This is a genomic window from Chloroflexota bacterium (assembly GCA_016197225.1).
Classification (GTDB): domain Bacteria; phylum Chloroflexota; class Anaerolineae; order Anaerolineales; family VGOW01; genus VGOW01.
Genome location: JACPWC010000117.1, coordinates 37,204 through 54,607, shown reverse-complemented (window position 1 = coordinate 54,607; position 17,404 = coordinate 37,204). Strand labels below are relative to the sequence as shown.

The following is a 17,404-nucleotide window of genomic DNA, read 5'->3' as shown; positions in this document are numbered from 1 at the left end:
CACTGTTGCCCCGCTGGAGGCGGCCAAACCGAAAACTACAGCCTGGGAGGTGCTGGCGCTGGTGCTGGGGTTGAGCGGCCTCGTGGGCGGAGTCGGTCTGGCCGCTTTGGTTGCGCTGGCTTTGAGTCTGACTCCGAATCGCCAGGGACTCGATCTGGTGGCCGTCGTGACAATTTTTGGTTTGGGCTTGCTGGGCGGGCCACTCGTTTGGGAGGCGGCGCAGGCTTTGCGCGGCCGCGCTTCTTTTATATGGCAAGCCAACTTGCGCTGGCTGATGGTTGGCGGCTTGCTGGTCGTAGCTTCGTTGGCTTGCGGGCAGGCTTCGTTGAGTCTCAATCTCGCGCCCGACGTGCTGATCGGGCTGGCCCAATATTTTGCCGTGCTCGGCGCGGCGGCATTTCTGTTGGCGCTCACGGCGGGCGGCTGGGCCGGGTTCAGCCGGTTGCGGGCCTGGGGACATTTTATTAGCGGCGCGTGGCTGGCTATTGTCATTGCCTTCGCCGCCGAAGTGATCCTCATCGGCCTGCTGGCCGTGGCCGGGCTGAGCCTGCTATCCGTCGTCGCTCCCGATGAATTCGATCAGTTGCTCGGCCTCTTTCGCGCCGTCCAACTTACGGGCGACCTTGAACGGCTGAGCGAGTTTGTTCTCAAGCCCTGGGTAATCGTCTCCACCCTGGTGGTGGCCGCCGGTCTGCTCCCAGCCCTCGAAGAGTTGATCAAGCCGCTGGGCGTGATCTTGATGTTGCGGCGTCGGCCCACGCCGATGGCGGCTTTTCTCGGCGGCGTGCTGGGCGGCCTCGGCTTTGCCGTGGTGGAGAGTCTGGCCAACCTGGGCGCGACTCGCGAGGGCTGGCTGGCGCTGGTGACGGCTCGCATGGGCACCATGATCATGCACGGGTTGACCGCCGGTTTGGTGGGGTGGGGTTGGGGCCAGTTGGCGGCGACACGAAAACCGTGGCGGCTTCTTGTTTCGTATCTGGCCGCCGTCGCCATTCACGGCCTGTGGAATGGCGCGGTGGTGGCCGTTTCGTTTGGCAGTTTGCCTCTGCTCACGCCGGGCGTGGACGTGATGCAACAAATTGTGCCCGGCCTGTTGGTCGCGGTCAGCGCATTGATCGTTTTGGGGTTGGTGCTGGGCGGGCTGGCGGCGTTGGGGATGATTGGCTACCGTTTGCGTAAAGCAGAAACGGCGGTAGGGGCGATTCACGAATCGCCCGATTGAACGCCCCTACCTAAATCATCGTCGGCGGGAGCGGGAACTCCGGTTGCGCCGCCCGCCGGATTTTGGCTCCCGGCTTCCGGGCGCCGGGGCGGCTTCCCCGGAAGGGTGAGGCGGCGGGGCGTGCAGAGTCTGTTGGTAATTGTCGTCCAACAGCATAGCGATCAGATCGGTCTCATCTTCATTCTCGGCCAGGCTTCGGGCCAGTGGCACAAACCGCTGACTGCGCTCGGTTTGCAATTTGTCGCGGTCGCGCAGGCGGGCTTCGAGCAAGGCCGTCAGGCGTTGAGAGACGATGGCTTCCACGTCCTCGTCGGTGGGCAGAGGCCGCTCTTGCAGATCAATGCCGAATCGTTTAGCAATACGATCCAGTTCAAATTTTTCCACCCCGGCCACGAGCGAGATGGCGACGCCGCTGGCCCCGGCCCGCCCGGTGCGCCCGGCGCGATGAATGTAGGCTTCGAGGTCTTCGGGCGGCTCGTATTGAATGACGTGCGAGAGTTCGGGGATGTCCAGCCCGCGCGCGGCTACGTCGGTGGCGACGAGGAAGCGCAGAGTTCCCTGCCGCACGCGCTCCATCACTTTGTCGCGAGCGCCCTGAGCCAGGTCGGAACTCAACTCGTCGGCGTCGTAGCCAAAGCGTTGCAGGACGACGGTGACGTAGTGGACTTTGGTCTTGGTATTGCAGAAGATGATGGCCGAGTCCGGGTTTTCAATCTCGATGATGCGAATCAAGGCCCGATCTTTGTCCATGCCGGGCGCGGTGTAATAAACGTGCTCGGTGTCGGTGACGTGGACGTGATCGCGGCTGAGGCTGAGGGTTTCGGGGTGGCGCAGAAATTCGCGGGCCAGGCCGATGACGTGCGGCGGGAAGGTGGCCGAGAACATGCAGGCGTTGACCGGACGCGAGGGCAGGTAGCGTTGCACCTGCTTCATGTCCGGGTAGAAGCCCATAGACAACATGCGGTCGGCTTCGTCGAAGATCAGAATCTTCAAGTGCTCCAGCGACAGGGTGCGGCGGAGCAAGTGATCGAGCACGCGCCCCGGCGTGCCGACGACAAGATGCGCGCCCTGCTTCAAGGCTTCAATTTGCGGGCCGTAGCGCACGCCGCCATAGACCGCCGCCGTGCGCGCGCCCGAGTCGCCGCACAACATCTCGGCCTCTTGGGCCACCTGCCGGGCCAACTCGCGGGTGGGAACCAGCACCAGCGCTTGACATTCATTGCGCCTCGGGTCAATTCGATCCAGGATGGGCAGGATAAACGCGCCGGTCTTGCCGCTACCGGTGCGCGATTGAATCATCATGTTCCGCCCGGCCAAAAGGTAAGGGATGGCTTTGGCTTGCACCGGCATCAGCGCCGTCCAGCCGGCGCGGGCGGCGGCTTCGCGCAGGCGTGGCGGCAATTGTTCCGCCGTTATTTCAAGCAGGGTATTATCAGGTTCTTCAATGAGAGCGTCGCCGGTTGTGGCCGCGCCGCGGTTGGTTGGTGACATTCATTTCTCCAAATCGTTGATTGCCAGGAGTCTGTAGGGCGAATTGCCAATTCGCCCTACACCTAAGCTGAGGCGATTATGACACAGCCGGACGGGGAAAGCAAAACAAACACCAAAGGAGTCAACTCATGAACTACCGCCTCTTTGGCCGAACCGGAGTCAAAGTTTCGCCGTTGTGCCTGGGCGCGTTAAACTTCGGCGGCCCCACCGCTGAAGCCGACTCGATTCGCATCATTCATGCCGCCCTCGACGCCGGCATCAATTTTGTGGATACGGCCAATATGTATCACGCCGGAGCCAGCGAAGTCATTGTGGGCAAGGCCATCGCCGACCGGCGCGACAAGGTTTTTCTGGCGACCAAAGTTCATTTCAAAATGGGTGACGGCCCAAACGACAGCGGTAACTCGCGCTTACATCTCCTCAAGGCTTGTGAGGACTCTCTGCGTCGCTTGAACGTCAATCACATTGATCTCTATCAGGTTCACCGGCCCAGCCTGGAGATTCCGGTGGACGAGACGCTGGGCGCGCTGACCGACTTGGTGCGGGCCGGCAAGGTGCGCTACATCGGTTGCTCCACCCACCCGGCCTGGAGGGTGATGGAGGCGCTGGCGGTGAGTGAGCGATTCGGTTTCGCCCGTTACGTGAGCGAACAGCCGCCCTACAATTTGTTGGATCGTCGAATAGAGAATGAACTTGTGCCGCTGGCTCTGCGCTACAACCTGGCGCTCCTGCCCTGGGCGCCGCTGGCGCAGGGCGTGCTGGCCGGGCGCTATTCATCGGCAAGCTCTGTGCCTGCCGATTCGCGGGCCGGGCAACAGCCGGGCAGTGTCTACGCCGACCGCGTCACGCCACTCGGCATCGAGGCCGGGGAAAAATTTGCCAAAATTGCGAAACAGTTTGGGAAGACACCCGGCCAACTGGCGTTGTCCTGGTGCAAAGATCAGCCGGGCGTCACCTCGCCGGTGGTGGGGCCGCGAACGATGGAGCAGTTGCAGGACTTGTTGCCGGTGTTGGAAATGACGTTGGGCGAGGAGGAACGGGTCGCCTGTGACTCGATCAACCCGCCTGGCGGCGCGCTGGTCAACTTTCACAACTCGGCGGCCTGGATGAAGACGCCGAGCTTGTAAACAAAACCCCGGCTACTCTGCCGGGGCCGGTGGATCACTCTCTCCGCTTTCCTTCCAGTTGCGGAACAATGTCAACAACTCAGCTTTTGCGGCTGGCGGCACGGTATCTTCTGTCAGGCGGCCCAGAAGCAAAATGGTTCGCCGCATTTGCGCGAAATAGCTTTGACAGCCCTCACACCGGGAAAGATGAGCTTCAAAGCGCGCCCGTTGCTCCGTAGGCAAAGCCTCTTCCAGATAGTCGGTGACAAGTTCCACCAGCTCTTTGCAGGTTATCTCTTCAGCCATCACAGTCCTTCATTCAAATATTGCTCCAGCGCCTGCCGCACTTTGGAGCGCGCGCGATGTAGCAAAACCCGTTGATTGGTCTCAGTGATCGCCAAAATATTACAAACTTCTTGCGCCGGCCAGCCTTCAATGTCGCGCCGGGTGATCACCTCGCGCTGGGCGGGAGGCAGGGCGGCAATTGCCTGCCGAATAACGTCCATCGTCTCCCCTGTCAGAAATTTTTCCTCGGGTATCTCATCCCAGGCTGAGACATACGTTCCCCACTCGTCCGGCCACTGCGAGTGGTCGGGCGGCAGGAATCGTTCGGAGGCCACCGACGGTTCGTCGGTGTCAAGTTCACTCTTAGCCAGGGCCGAAAATGGCGTCGAGCGGCTCTCGCGTAGCCCCCGAGTCTTGGCCCGGTTGGTGAGGACGGTGAACAGCCAGGTCTTGAGCGACGACCGCCCCTCGAATCGATCCAACCCTTTCAACAAGCCCAGCCACGTTTCCTGGGCCACGTCCTCGGCGGCGGCCTGGTCGGGCACGTACATCATCGCCAGCCGCACCAGTGAGGCATGATGGCGCTCGACCAGAGTCGCAAAGGCCGATTCGTCGCCCCGGCGCAGGGCGGCCAGCAGGGTTACGTCGTCCATTTGAGTGATGGTTGAATCGTTCATGGGTGAAGACAGGATACTCCAACGCGGTTGATGCGTCAAACCTGGCCGCCTTTTTTCCTCAACCTCTCCATGCTCGCTTCATAATTGATCCACAATTCTGCCCGATACTCCCGTCATCACAAATTTCAACAAGGAGAAAACATGAACAGGAGAATTATTTTCGGTGTCTTGCTGGCGCTCCTCTTGCTGGCGGGCGCAGTGGCCATCGGCGCGACAGCCTACCGGGCTGGCGTGGCTCAGGGGTTGGCCGATAGCGGCAAGCTGGTTCTGCCGGGCGGCGAGGGCTTTGCGCCTGAGGGAGGCGCGCCTGCATTCGCCTATCCCTATTACGGCTTTCACCATCGCCCGTTTGGCTTTGGGCCGTTCGGCTTTGGCTTTGGTTTCCTCCAATGCCTCTTCCCGCTAATCTTCTTCTTCCTCTTCTTCAGCCTCCTGCGCGGACTCTTCGGTTGGCGCAGACCCTGGGGCTGGGGTGGACATCACGGCGGGCACGGCCCGTGGAACAAGGGCGCGCCGCCGATGTTTGAAGAGTGGCACAAGCGGGCGCACGGTGAACAGCCCACACCGCCGCAAGAGCCGCCGCAAAGCTGAGAGGCTCTGAACGCGAGAAAGTCCAGCCACGAATTTCACGAATTACACGAATAAGGAATCTCAATTCGTAAAGTTCGTGTAATTCGTGGCAAAGTTTTTGCCTTTGCGCTCTTGGCGTCTTTGCGGTTAAATAGCGTTGCCCAATGAAAACGATCCTCGTGGTTGACGACGAATCCAAGATCACCCAGCTTGCGCGCGATTATCTGGAGCACGCCGGGTTTGGCGTCGTCACCGCCCACGACGGCCAAACCGCCCTCGCCGCCGCCCGCTCGGCCAAACCCGATCTCGTCGTCCTCGATCTCGGCTTGCCCAAAATGGATGGCCTCGATGTGACTCGAACCTTACGCAAAGATTCGCAAGTGCCCATCATCATGCTCACCGCGCGCGGCGAGGAAAGCGACAAGCTGGTGGGCCTCGAACTCGGCGCCGACGACTACATCACCAAACCCTTCAGCCCCAAAGAACTCGTTGCCCGCGTCCGGGCTGTGTTGCGCCGGGCTGAAGCCGCCGGGACAACTACCGCTGAGATCATCCGCGCCGCCGACCTGACGCTAGACATGCCTCGCATGAGGTTGACGCTCAAAGATCAACCTGTTGACTTGACGACCACCGAGTTTCAATTGCTGGCGGCGCTGGCCGCCCAGCCGGGCCGCATCTTCACCCGCGCCCAACTGCTCGACGCCGTGCGCGGCGTGGCCTTTGAATCTTACGAGCGCGCCATAGACACCCACATCAAAAACATCCGCCGCAAGATCGAACCGAACCCGCGCCAGCCGCGTTACGTGCTGACGGTCTATGGTGTGGGCTACAAGTTCGCCGATACTTAGACGAACGACGGCAGACGATGGACGACGGAAGGGTTATCGTCCATCGTCTGCCGTCCGTCGTCAACTTGCCAATGCACTTCCGCCGCTTCCCCCGCCGCCGCCCGCCCTGGTGGCCCAACGACGAACCCTGGCCGCCGATGGGGCCGCCGGGCCTGCGTGTCTGGCGAAACATGCGCGGGCGATTCTTCTGGCGGCTGGGTGGCCTGTTTGCGCTCCTGTCTATGTTCACCGTCGGCGGCTGTTCGCTGGCATTCTGGCTGGCGTTTGTCGGCGCCGAACGCTTTCACATCCCGCGCGGCGCAGTGCCCTTCCTCGGCTTCAGCAGTTTTGTGATCGTCGTCATGGCGTTTACGTTGATCGGACGGTCGCTGAGGCGCACCGCTTTGCCGGTGGACGATCTGATGGAAGCGGCCGGCCGGGTGGAAGCCGGCGACTACACCGCCCGCGTCGCCGAGCGCGGGCCGCGTGAGGTGCGCGCCCTGACTCGCGCTTTCAACGCTATGACCGAGCGACTGGAGAAGAACGAAGCCCAGCGCCGCAACCTGCTGGCCGACGTGACTCACGAACTGCGCACGCCGCTGACTGTGGTGCAAGGCAACCTCGAGGCCCTGCTCGACGGAGTCTACCCGGCGGACGAGGCCCACCTCTCGCCCGTCCTCGAAGAGACTCGCGTCATCTCGCGCCTGATAGACGACCTGCGAACGCTGGCGCTGGCCGAGAGCGGCATGCTCAAACTCCAGCGCGAGCAAACTGATCTGGATGTGCTTCTTGGCGAAGCCGTCGCCTCTTTTCAAACCCAGGCTGACGCGGCGAATATTGAACTGAGCCTCTTGATGGCGGACTTGCCACTGCTGGAAATTGATCCGGTCCGGATTCGGGAAGTGCTCTCGAACTTGATCGCGAATGGCCTGCGTTACACGCCGCGCGGCGGCAGGGTGCAAGTGACGGCAGCCACCACCGAAAACGGTGTCGCCGTCTCTGTTGGCGACACCGGCTCGGGCATCGCCCCCGACGACTTGCCCCACATTTTTGATCGCTTCTACAAGTCCGTCGAGTCGCGCGGGACGGGGTTGGGGTTGGCGATTGCCAAAAATTTAGTGGCGGCTCATGGCGGGGAAATCGTCGCCGAGAGCGCGCCGGGCCAGGGCACGACGATCCGTTTTACCTTGCCGTTAGAGCCTGTTTGATAAATCGAGTTTTGGCCGATTTGACGCTCCCCAACCGCGTCCTTCGCGAAGCATCCCTGTGGGACGCGGTTGGCCGCCCGCGAGGACGCGGACTCCGTGGCTCTCATTCCCCCTCAGCCCACTGCTCGCAGGTTTTGCGATAGAGCGTGCCGGGCAGGTATTGCGCCCACTCGGCCTGGGTCAGGTTGCGGCCGGCAGTCTGGCAGGCGCGCGCGTTCAACAGCGCAAAGTTATTCGCGTCGCTCACATCCTCGTTAGGTTGTATTGTCGGGGCGCTCCACAGGATGACGGCGTTATCGTCGCCGCCAGAGACGAAGGTATCGCCGGCGCTGAAGGCCACACTTCGCACCGCGCCTCTATGCCCAACGAGCGGCAGGCCGATTTGTTTTCGCCGGTTCACGTCCCACAGGCGGACGGTGTTATCCAAACTGCTGGAGGCCAGTAACTGGCCATCCAGGCCGAAGGCGAGGCCGGTGATTTCGTCTGTGTGATCGTCGAGGCGAGGTTCGATCTGTTCCAGCGGCCCGACAGTGACGTTTGCCAGAATGATTTTGTTCTGACGGCTATAGGCCACCATTTTCTCGTCGGCGCGGAAGGTAAGGCCAGGCAGAATTTCGCCATTGTATAACAACAGGCCGCCGGTGCGTTGGCCGGTGACAATGTCCCACTGCCACACGTAGAGGTTGTTGCATGCGGCAGATGTCCCCGCTGGTCTGGCGCAACCGATGATACGTAGAGTCCGGTTATTGGCTCTGAAAGCCACGCCTAAAACTTCGGTGAACTCGAAAGGCGCGTCTCCATAGTCAGGCCGCGCAAGCTCCGCGCGGCTTGCCACATCCCACAATCGCGCTGTGCCGTCGAGACTGCTTGAAGCGAGTTGCTTGCCGTCGGCGCTGAAGTCGAGGCCGGTGATGCCGCCAGTGTGCCCGGTGAGTTGGCTCGTTTGTTGGCCGGTGGCAACATCCCACAAAATGATCGTGCCCGTCTCATCGCCCGATGCCAACACCGTGCTGTCAGCGCTGAGGGCCACGCCGGTGACCGGGTCGGTGTGGCCGTAAAAATAGCCGAGCAGAGTCGGATTGGTCTTGAACACGCCCAGCAGTGCGTTCTTCACATCATCTGTATCGGTCAGCCGGTTGGCCTCCACGCTCAACAACAGCGCCAGGCCGGGTTGCTGGCCGGCCAAGTCCAACGCTTGCAGAGCCAACTGGCGTGAGAGGGCAAGCTGAGAATTCTTATCGGCGCGGTCACGCTCGGATTCGGCAGTGGCTTGCTGGGCAACCGCTTGAGTGCTGGCGGCCTCGGCAGTGCCCTTTTGGGCGACGGCTTGGGTGCTGGCGGCCTCAGCGATTCCCTGTTGCGCGACAGCTTGGGTGCTGGCGGCCTGAGCCGTGCCGGCATTGGCCGCGTTCATCGCGGCGAGCGTGGCGTTGCCGCCCGCCGCAATGTTGGCCTGATTACCAAAAAAAGCGGCGGCGATGGCCAGGATAACGGCCACCACGCCCACGGCGGTGATGATCCGGTTGCCCAGCCGCAAACGGCGTGCGGCCTGTTCCTGCTCCTCGGCTCTCTGCTTTTCCACTTCGGCGATGCGCCGGGCGTCGTCCAGTTCACGCTGGCGGATGGCTTCCTTGTGACGCTCGGCGGCTTCTTCCGCATCCCGGCTGGCTTTGACGAACTCGGCCTCCAGCAGATTCAAATCGTCATACTGCAAAGCTTCGGCCAGCAGAGCGCCGCGCCGCAATGCGCTGGGGTCTTTGCTCAACCTCAGCCATTGTTCGGCGGCGGCGGTCAGCCGGTGGCGCTGGCGTAGAGTGATGCGTTCCTCGTCCAGCCAATCCACCAGGCGCGGCCAGTTGCGCAACAGCGCCTCGTGCGCTATTTCCACCTGCGCCTCGCTCCCGGACTCGCCGGGAGTCATACGTACCAGATGAGCGCGAATCAATTTGTCCAGCACGCCGTCAACCCGGTCATTGGCTTCGTCTTTGTGGTAGAGGCTGCCGCGCCGCACACGGTTGCTGGTCATTTCCGCGCCTTCGCCCGGCTTGACCATTTTGAGCAACATGCGCTTGGCCGTGGCCTGCTCTTCGGGAGTCAGGTTGTTGTATAACTCGTCGGCGGTGTTTGCCAGAGCCTGGCGGCCTCCGCCCAGCTTGCGGTAGGCCTCCCACGTGATCTGATTGTGATCGCGGCGCTCCCACAGCTTGAGCAGGGTAAACTGCAAGAGCGGCAGGGCCGCCGGTTCGCCCAGAAGGTCGTTGAGCAAATCATCCACCACGCCTTCTTCGAACTTCAGACCGATCATCGCCGCCGGCGCTTCAATCGCCTCACGCAGTTCGCCGGCGTTGAGCGGCCCCACCCGCACCGCCGCTTGTTCGAAAAGCTTTTGGAAGTCGGGCAGGCGCGCCACCTGCGCTTCAAAGTCGGTGCGCATGGTGAGGATGACGACCTGCCCGGCATTCGTCAAGCTCACCAGGCTGTCCACAAAGGTTTGCCTCAGCCCATCGTCGGCGCAGAGGGTGAAGGCCTCTTCAAACCGATTCACCACGATGACGACGCCGCCGGTGAAGTGGCTGGCAATCAATTGAGTCAGGTGGCCCGGTCGTTCGAGAGTTAACTTGACCTGCTCGCCCGCCCACTCTGCCGAGTCGGTATTGGACGGGCGAGTCAACTCGGACAAATTCGCGAGCGGGTTCGAGCCGGGCACGATGGGCGGGAAGTAGTGCCAACCGGCGCTATCGGGAAGCGCGCCGCTCTTGAGGGCCGGAATCAACCCGGCCTGCACCAGCGACGACTTGCCACTGCCCGAGGGGCCTAACACGACCAGCAGAGGAGATTTCTTCAGCCTGGCTACAAGGTCTTTTACCAAACGCGTCCGCCCAAAGAACACGCCCTTATTCGTTTCACCGAACGCCTCCAGGCCCACATAAGGGCAGAGGGCATCGTCCAGTTCGGGGGCGAGATTGGAGTCGAACTCGGCCAGGGTGGCATCGGGCGGCTCGTAGCCGGGGCGGTAGAGGCGGGTGCTCCAGTAGTCGAGGAAGCCCTGGGCCGCCTGACGGTCGTTATCTTCGGCGAGTAGAGCGCCGGTGGCCCGCCCCTTCAAGATGAAGGCCTCGGCCTCAGCCCGCAGGTCGGATGTTTTGGCCTTATCGCGCTGGCGCTTGAGCAGGTTGCGATAGGCGGCGCGCATCGCATCCAGCGATGGGAAGCGAACGTCGTCGGTGGTTGGAGTTTGGGTGTTGTTCATTCGATCATCCCCAGCACAGAGGCCAGCGGCGCGCCGATCTTGCGAAGTTCGCCGCACAAGGTTTTCAAGTCAACGTCCACGCGATAAAAACGATCCCCGGCCCGGCGGCGATAACTGCGGAAGGTGCGTTTGACTTTGACTGGATTGTTGGCGGCCAGGGTTTCATCCAAGCCATCGCCTTCTTTTTTGATGGCGACGGCCCATTCGTCGGTGAGGCCGTCGTACAAGGGGGTGGCTTTGGTCTTCAAGTCGGGCCACGACATTTCAAGTTCTTCCAGGTCTTGTTCAATGGCAGCTTCGAGCCGCCGCAGTTCGACGTCAATATCCTGCCAATGATCGTGTTCGTCCACGAGCGCAATCAAGGCGTGGTCGAGGTTGCTCAGGGCCTCGACGCCGGTTTTAAATTGGCCGACTTTTTCAGCGTCGAGGTCGAGCGAGGCCAGATTCTCGCTTACCTGCGAAAGGGTTTGGACGAGGGCCGGCAGGCGCATGGCGCGCGCGGCTTGATTCAAAAGGGTGTTGATCCGCGACGGCTGAACGGACAGGAGGCGGTTCAACCGCCAGGTCACTTGCTTGAGTTGTTTGGCGTCCAGCTTCTCGATGGCCGTGCTGAGGTCGGCGCGAGCCAGCGCCACTTCTTCAATCCACTGCACATCTTGCTTGGGCGCGGACGGGCGCTCGGCCACCTGGCGCAGTTCGGCGACGATGCCTTCGAGGGTGAGCAGGTAGTCGGTGAGATTGTCGAGGGCCATCTCGTCGTCGGGGAAACGGGCGGCGGCTTGAGTGATGCCACTGTAGCAGTGAAATTGCAAGCGGTGCAGGAGGTCGTGCAGGTCTTTGTAGTCGCCCAGCATATCCACCTGATCGCGCGCCGCCGTGAAGTCGGTGCCGAAGGCGATGACGGCATTGCGCACGTCGGAGGAGCGCTCCATCAATTCGTGCAGGGCGGCCAGACCTTCGCCGACGGCGTCGGGGGCCGCCGCTGGCGCGCCGATGATGACTGTGGCCCCGGCGGCGGCCTGGATGACGTGGCCGCCGGCCGTGATCTTGTCGCCGCCGGTCACGTCGCCACTGCCGACGGTGATCTGCGCATTCTCGCCGATGGAGACGCCGCCCTCTTGGACGGATCCAGCGGGGGGAGTGGTATCAGGTTGTGTTTCCTCGGCCATAACAGCCTTCTTTCAGAGCAAAAAAATCAGAACGTAGATTTTCGCCGATCCTTTTTTGGTTGTATCCGTGTTTATCCGCATCCCGATTTCTTGGCCTGAGTAGTCACGAAATGTCCTTGAATTTGAACTACGGTTTAGACGCAGTGATGATGCCGCCTGTTCGCGCAAGTTGTTCTTGATCCAAAGTGATCAATGGCAGACCCAGTTCAAGCGCCAGCGCCACATAAACCGAGTCCGCGCCGCGCAAGGCGTGGTCGGCGGCTAACCGCGCCGCCGTTTGCGCCAAATTGCTGTCCACAGACACGAATCGCAGCGTTGGAAGACGGGTGATAATGGCAACGGCATCATGGGCGGATCGGGAGTTGCCCGTGCGCCGCGACACTGCGCCGGCAATTTCACTCAATACCAGCGTCGGCGCAACAAATTGCCCGCCGCTCGCGGCCTGAGTCTCCAGCCAGGCGCGGCTGGCCGCATGATGAACATCCACCGGCACCAACCGGCTGACCCACACGCTGGCGTCAACCACCGCCGCCCTCATCAGCGCCGCTCCACGCTCACCGCCTCGGCGGCGCTTAACCCGGCGGGCCAGCGCTGGCCGATCTCCTCGGCCACCCGATCCAGATCAGCCCAGATCGCCCCGAGCACTTGCGGATCAGGTTTGGTCGGAGCGGCGGGAATGATACGGGCGATCACCTGCCCGCGATAAGTGATGTCAATCGCTTCGCCTTTCTCGCGCACGCGGCGCAGAATCTTGCTAGCGCTCAGGCGCAGTTCACGCACTCCAATCGTATTCGCGCGCAATGTTTTTTGCATCTCAGACTCCGTTGTGACTACAAATGTGGTGACATTATATACCCGATTGGCGAAGGCAGGCACTGGCGTTCTGAGTTCCCCGGTTGTTGACACGATTGTATGCTAATAAAGGAAAAATACAACAACCTTACTCCTATTTCCCGTCACCTTCGATAAATCCATTCCTCCTATTCCTTCAGTGTTATAATCGTTTCACCCTCCCACCCGCTGTGGGATTTTTTATGTGACCGCCATGCTCGATAAACTCACCGGAATCGAAACCCGCTACGAAGAACTGAACCGCCTGATGTCCGACCCGGCTCAGTTGGACAACTACGCCAAAGTCGCCGAGTTCGCCAAAGAGCGGTCGTCGCTGGAAGAGATTGTGACCAAGTTCCGCGAGTACAAGGACGTGCTCAAGAACCTGGCCGACGCCCGCGCCTTGCTCGACAACGAAGAAATGAGAGAACTAGCCGAGGCCGAAATCCCCGATCTAGAAAAGAAACAGGCTGAACTCGAAGGGCAACTGAAAGAACTGCTCTTGCCGCGCGACCCGCGCGACCAGAAGAGCGTGATTGTCGAAATTCGGGCCGGGGCGGGCGGCGACGAGGCCGGGTTGTTTGCCGCCGAGCTTTACCGCATGTACACTCGTTACGCCGAAGGGCGCGGCTGGAAGGCGTCCTTGATGTCGTCGAACGAGAGCGGAATCGGCGGTTTCAAAGAGGTGATTTTTGAAGTGAGCGGCAAGGGTGCGTACTCGCGGCTCAAGTTCGAGTCGGGTGTGCACCGGGTTCAACGGGTCCCCGTCACCGAGTCGTCGGGCCGGATTCACACTTCCACCGCCACCGTGGCCGTGCTGGCCGAGGTGGACGAAGTGGAAATTGACGTGCCGGAGAAGGACGTGAAGATTGACACCTACCGCGCCTCCAGCGCGGGCGGTCAGAACGTACAAAAGAACGCGACCGCAGTGCGCCTCACTCACATCCCCACCGGCCTCGTCGTCACCTGCGAAGACGAGCGCTCGCAAACTCAGAACCGATTGCGGGCGATGAGCATTTTGCGGGCGCGGCTCTACGAAGCCGAAATGGAAAAGCGGCAGACGGCGGCCTCTGCCGAGCGCAAGAGCCAGGTGGGTAGCGGCGACCGGAGCGAGAAGATCCGCACCTACAACTTCCCGCAGGGCCGGGTCACCGATCACCGAATCGGCGTCTCGTCCTTCAACCTGCCATCGGTGATGGACGGCGACATTGACACGTTCATTGACGAACTGGCGACGCGGGAGCAGGCGGAGAAATTGGCGGAGGCGGGGGTGTGACGAGCGTCCGCGCCGCACTCTCAATGTTCATCAACCCACTGCCTCATCGCGAAGCCGCCCTCCTCCTCGCCCACACTCTCGGCCAGAGCCGCGAGTGGGTGCTGGCCCACCCCGAAGCCGAACTGACGCCCGAACAAGGCGAACGCTTCGCCAAGCTTGTTGAGCAGGCTGAACATGGCGTACCTCTGCCTTACCTGCTCGGCCAGTGGGAGTTCTTCGGCCTCAACTTCAAAATCACGCCCGACGTTCTCATTCCACGACCTGAGACTGAGTTGCTTGTAGAAAAAGCAATAGTGATCAGTGAACAGTGGGCAGTGAACAGTGAGCGAGAACAGGGCACTGGTGACGGTTCACTGTTCACTGTCGTTGACGTGGGAACGGGAAGCGGCATCATCGCCGTAACGCTCGCCGTCAAGCTTCCTCATGCTCACATCGTCGCCACTGACATTTCTGCCGCCGCGCTGGATGTGGCGCGGGCAAATGCTGTTGCGCACGGCGTCGCCAACCGGGTACAATTCATTCACGGCGATCTGCTGGAGGGCGTGGATAAGGTGAACCTGATTTGCGCCAACCTGCCCTACATCCCAACCGCCGAACTTGAGACCTTGCCCGTCGCCAGGCACGAGCCGGCTCTGGCCCTCGACGGCGGCCCGGACGGTTTGCGCGTGATCGAGCGTTTGCTGGCAACCGCAGGCGATCATCTCCTGCCCGGAGGCGCACTGCTGGCTGAAACTGCGGCCACACAAGGCAAAGCGGCGGCATCCCTGGCCTGCCACTACTTCCCCTCAGCGCGAGTGGAAGTTCACAAGGATTTGGCTGGTTTGGATAGACTGCTCCTGATTGAAATGCACAATTCACAATTCTCAATGCGCAATTGAGAATCTCCAATTCTCTAATCTCCAATCCCATGAACTCCCTCCTCACCCTCCAACCCATCGCCCGCGTCCGCCGCAACCACGGCCTGGAGCACGCCACCATTCACGTCCTCACCGCCCGCAAGCGCCGGAGCATGGCCGGCTACTCGGACGCTAACGGCTTCTGGCTCCTGGGCGACCTGCCCACCGACGAAGTGGAAGCCGCCGCCCACGAAGCTTTGAAACGGATGAAAGGCGGGGAGCATGATCTGGCGATTCATCCCAACTGCGGCACAAACTTTGTCACCGCCGGAACCTTCGCCGGGTTGGCCGCCTTTGTGTCGTTGATCGGGGCGCGAACGTGGCGCGACAAGCTGGAGCGCCTGCCGCTCACCCTGGCTTTCGCCACGGCCGCCATCGTCTTTGCCCAGCCCGTCGGCCTGCGCCTGCAAGCCGAGATCACCACAAACGGTGTGATGGGCGAGATGGAAATTGCGTCGGTGAAGAAGGTGAGCACTTCGCCCGCCGTCATGCACCGCATCGAAACACGCGGCTGACGACGAAAGACGACGGACGACTTCGGTTTGTCCATCGTCTATCGTCCATTGTCCATCGTCTCTTCATGCCCCTCCCGCAACTAGCCATCCTTCACGGCGACGACGACTTCGCCATTGCCGGGCGCGTGACTGAGCTAAAGGCCGAGATGGGCGATCCGTCGCTGGCCTCGCTCAACATCGCCGAACTCGACGGCAAAACGATCACCCTGGCCGAACTGCGCGGGGCGTGCGACACCATGCCCTTCCTCACCGAAAAAAGGCTCATCATCGTTCGCGGCCTGCTGACCCGTCTGACGGGCAAGACGACGGATGACGCGGGCCACTCCGCAGAAGAGGCGGCTGGTGCTGGCGCATCCTCACAAAATTTTGTGGACGGCCTCATTGCTTATTTCCCCGAACTGATGCCGTCCACTGCGCTGGCGCTGGTCGAACCCAAAGCCGTCAATGAGCGAAGCCGCATTCTCAAAGCGGCAGAGAAAGCGCCGGGCGTTGAAATCAAAAAGTTCGACGTGCCGCAGGGGCCACAAATGATGCAGTGGATCATTCGCCGGGCCAAAGCGGGCGGCGGCGAATTTTCGCCCGCCGGAGCCGAGGCGCTGGCGACGGCGGTTGGCGACGAGCCGCGCATGCTGGCTCATGAAATTGAGAAACTGCTGGCTTACGTGAACTGGGCGCGCCCGGTGGAAAAGGCCGACGTGGAGCAACTCACCCCGGCGGCGGGCGAAGCCGAGATTTGGGACCTGGTGGACGCGCTGGGGACGCGCAACGCGCAGTTGGCGATCAACAAGTATCACACCCTGTTGAACATGCCCAGCCAGGATCAGTTCGCCATCTTCGGCATGATCGTCCGGCAGTTCCGGTTGTTGTTGCTGGTGCGGGAGATTTTAGACAACGGCGGCAACACCACGCTGGTGATGCAGACTCTCAATCAGAAACCTTATCCGGCAGAGAAACTGGTGAAGCAGGCTCGCAACTTCACTCTTTCAAAACTTGAGACGATCTACCGCCGCCTGCTCGATCTCGACCTCACGCTCAAGTCCGGCGGGGCCGAAGACACGACGGCGATTGATACGTTTATTGCCGGGTTGACGGCATGAATTTTAGACCTTGTCGGGAATAACAATATGACGCTCCCCAACCGCGTCCTTCGCGAAGCATCCCGGTGGGACGCGGTTGGCCGCCCGCGAGGACGCGGGCTATGAGCTTATTTCCGATAAGGTCTTTTCAACGGATTCATTTAAACGGAAAAGCGGATGGCGACGCGCCTCATCCGCTTTTCCGTTTTGCTGAAAGCAATCCGTTGGAAGAGTCTCACTGTTCATCAGTTCCTATTCAGCGCCGCCGTGTTTGCGAAGCAAGTCAGCGATGGCCGCCTTGCCGCCGTCGGCGGCGGCTTTGAGCGGAGTCTTGCCTTCGTAGTTTTTGCTGTTGACATCCGCCCCCTTCGCCAGCAACCACTCGACCATTTCCGGCTGGTTGAACATGACTGCGCCGTGAATGGGCGGACTGCCGCCCGCGCCGGCGTTCACGTCCGCGCCGCGCGCCAGAAGCAGTTCAGCGATCTCTTTGTTGGCGCGGATGATGGCGTGATAGAGCACCGTGATGCCGTGCGCGCCTTTGGCGTTGGCTTGAGTTGGATCCGAGTCGAGATAGGCTTTGACGTTGTCGAGATGGCCGAGCACTGCTTCGGTGCAAATGCCGGTGGGTGCGCCAGCCGCCAAAAGGTAATGGATGATCTCCACGCTCCCCACCTGAGAGGCGGCCTCAATGGCGTGTTCGTTCCAGGAGGCGTTGGCGTTGAGCAGGTTTGGGTGTTGTTCCAGCAATTCCTTCACCCGGGCAAAGTTGCCGTGGGCGTTGCCCACAAAATCGTCAATGAGGTTTTGAGGTAGATCGGTCATCGCAGAAGTCTCCGTCAGGCAGATTTTGTTTTATCCAGCCAGGCGCGCAGGGTCCGGCTGTGATCGTGATAATGCTCGGAGCTGTTGCCGGCAATGACTTGCCAGGGAACCCAGTCGTCCGGCATGTCGCGGAACTTTTGAGGGCAACGAATAAAAATGCCGCCCGCCGACCCGGCCTCT

The 17,404-nt window shown here is 61.3% G+C and carries 17 protein-coding genes; 9 read left to right on the top strand and 8 right to left on the bottom strand.

Annotated elements, in window-relative coordinates; translation table 11 throughout:
* The coding region (locus HYZ49_19630; GenBank protein ID MBI3244497.1) for a PrsW family intramembrane metalloprotease at nt 1–1,222 on the top strand (1,222 nt) is incomplete at its 5' end.
* A gap of 15 nt (nt 1,223–1,237) precedes the next feature.
* Here HYZ49_19630 and HYZ49_19625 read toward each other — a convergent pair.
* The gene (locus HYZ49_19625; GenBank protein ID MBI3244496.1) at nt 1,238–2,713 is read right to left on the bottom strand and encodes a DEAD/DEAH box helicase; all 1,476 of its coding nucleotides are present in this window, start codon (nt 2,711–2,713) and stop codon (nt 1,238–1,240) included.
* Between the two features lie 128 nt (nt 2,714–2,841).
* Between HYZ49_19625 and HYZ49_19620 the strand changes: the two genes are divergently transcribed.
* Nucleotides 2,842–3,840 carry an aldo/keto reductase gene (locus HYZ49_19620; protein MBI3244495.1) on the top strand — a complete coding sequence of 333 codons (999 nt, stop codon included), beginning with the start codon at nt 2,842–2,844 and terminating at the stop codon, nt 3,838–3,840.
* A 12-nt stretch (nt 3,841–3,852) separates the two neighbouring features.
* On the opposite strand, the gene HYZ49_19615 is transcribed toward HYZ49_19620, so the two are convergent.
* Complete coding sequence (locus tag HYZ49_19615) at nt 3,853–4,125, bottom strand: zf-HC2 domain-containing protein (protein ID MBI3244494.1); 273 nt, start codon at nt 4,123–4,125, stop codon at nt 3,853–3,855.
* Complete coding sequence (locus HYZ49_19610) at nt 4,125–4,781, bottom strand: sigma-70 family RNA polymerase sigma factor (protein MBI3244493.1); 657 nt, start codon at nt 4,779–4,781, stop codon at nt 4,125–4,127. The genes HYZ49_19615 and HYZ49_19610 overlap by 1 nt, the downstream gene beginning before the upstream one ends.
* Nucleotides 4,782–4,922: 141 nt before the next feature.
* Here HYZ49_19610 and HYZ49_19605 point away from each other — a divergent pair, with 141 nt between their 5' ends.
* The 3 genes from HYZ49_19605 (at nt 4,923) to HYZ49_19595 (ending at nt 7,386) form a co-directional block, all read left to right on the top strand.
* Nucleotides 4,923–5,372: a hypothetical protein gene (locus HYZ49_19605; protein ID MBI3244492.1), complete on the top strand. Its 450-nt coding sequence runs from the start codon at nt 4,923–4,925 to the stop codon at nt 5,370–5,372.
* Nucleotides 5,373–5,515: 143 nt separating this feature from the next.
* Nucleotides 5,516–6,199, top strand: coding sequence for a response regulator transcription factor (locus HYZ49_19600; protein MBI3244491.1), 684 nt, complete (start codon nt 5,516–5,518; stop codon nt 6,197–6,199).
* A 17-nt stretch (nt 6,200–6,216) separates the two neighbouring features.
* On the top strand, nt 6,217–7,386 hold the full coding sequence (locus tag HYZ49_19595) for a HAMP domain-containing histidine kinase (protein MBI3244490.1): 1,170 nt from the start codon (nt 6,217–6,219) through the stop codon (nt 7,384–7,386).
* Nucleotides 7,387–7,489: 103 nt separating this feature from the next.
* Here HYZ49_19595 and HYZ49_19590 read toward each other — a convergent pair whose 3' ends face one another.
* The 4 genes from HYZ49_19590 to HYZ49_19575 form a co-directional block, all read right to left on the bottom strand.
* Complete coding sequence (locus HYZ49_19590; GenBank protein MBI3244489.1) at nt 7,490–10,636, bottom strand: hypothetical protein; 3,147 nt, start codon at nt 10,634–10,636, stop codon at nt 7,490–7,492.
* A complete protein-coding gene (locus HYZ49_19585) occupies nt 10,633–11,805 on the bottom strand; it encodes a hypothetical protein (GenBank protein ID MBI3244488.1) in 1,173 nt (390 codons plus the stop codon). The genes HYZ49_19590 and HYZ49_19585 overlap by 4 nt, the downstream gene beginning before the upstream one ends.
* A gap of 127 nt (nt 11,806–11,932) precedes the next feature.
* Entirely contained in the window at nt 11,933–12,343 is a 411-nt protein-coding gene (locus tag HYZ49_19580; GenBank protein ID MBI3244487.1) for a type II toxin-antitoxin system VapC family toxin, read from the bottom strand.
* A complete protein-coding gene (locus HYZ49_19575) occupies nt 12,343–12,618 on the bottom strand; it encodes a type II toxin-antitoxin system prevent-host-death family antitoxin (GenBank protein MBI3244486.1) in 276 nt (91 codons plus the stop codon). Before HYZ49_19575 ends, HYZ49_19580 begins: the two co-directional genes overlap by 1 nt.
* Before the next feature lie 232 nt (nt 12,619–12,850).
* Here HYZ49_19575 and prfA point away from each other — a divergent pair, with 232 nt between their 5' ends.
* From prfA to holA, 4 genes are all read left to right on the top strand, one after another.
* Complete coding sequence (gene prfA, locus HYZ49_19570; protein MBI3244485.1) at nt 12,851–13,912, top strand: peptide chain release factor 1; 1,062 nt, start codon at nt 12,851–12,853, stop codon at nt 13,910–13,912.
* Entirely contained in the window at nt 13,909–14,790 is an 882-nt protein-coding gene (gene prmC / locus HYZ49_19565; GenBank protein MBI3244484.1) for a peptide chain release factor N(5)-glutamine methyltransferase, read from the top strand. Before prfA ends, prmC begins: the two co-directional genes overlap by 4 nt.
* Nucleotides 14,791–14,819: 29 nt before the next feature.
* Nucleotides 14,820–15,323: a hypothetical protein gene (locus HYZ49_19560; protein ID MBI3244483.1), complete on the top strand. Its 504-nt coding sequence runs from the start codon at nt 14,820–14,822 to the stop codon at nt 15,321–15,323.
* A gap of 65 nt (nt 15,324–15,388) precedes the next feature.
* Nucleotides 15,389–16,420: a DNA polymerase III subunit delta gene (gene holA, locus HYZ49_19555; protein MBI3244482.1), complete on the top strand. Its 1,032-nt coding sequence runs from the start codon at nt 15,389–15,391 to the stop codon at nt 16,418–16,420.
* Between the two features lie 231 nt (nt 16,421–16,651).
* Here holA and HYZ49_19550 read toward each other — a convergent pair whose 3' ends face one another.
* On the bottom strand, nt 16,652–17,224 hold the full coding sequence (locus HYZ49_19550) for an ankyrin repeat domain-containing protein (GenBank protein MBI3244481.1): 573 nt from the start codon (nt 17,222–17,224) through the stop codon (nt 16,652–16,654).
* Between the last annotated feature and the right edge of the window lie 180 nt (nt 17,225–17,404).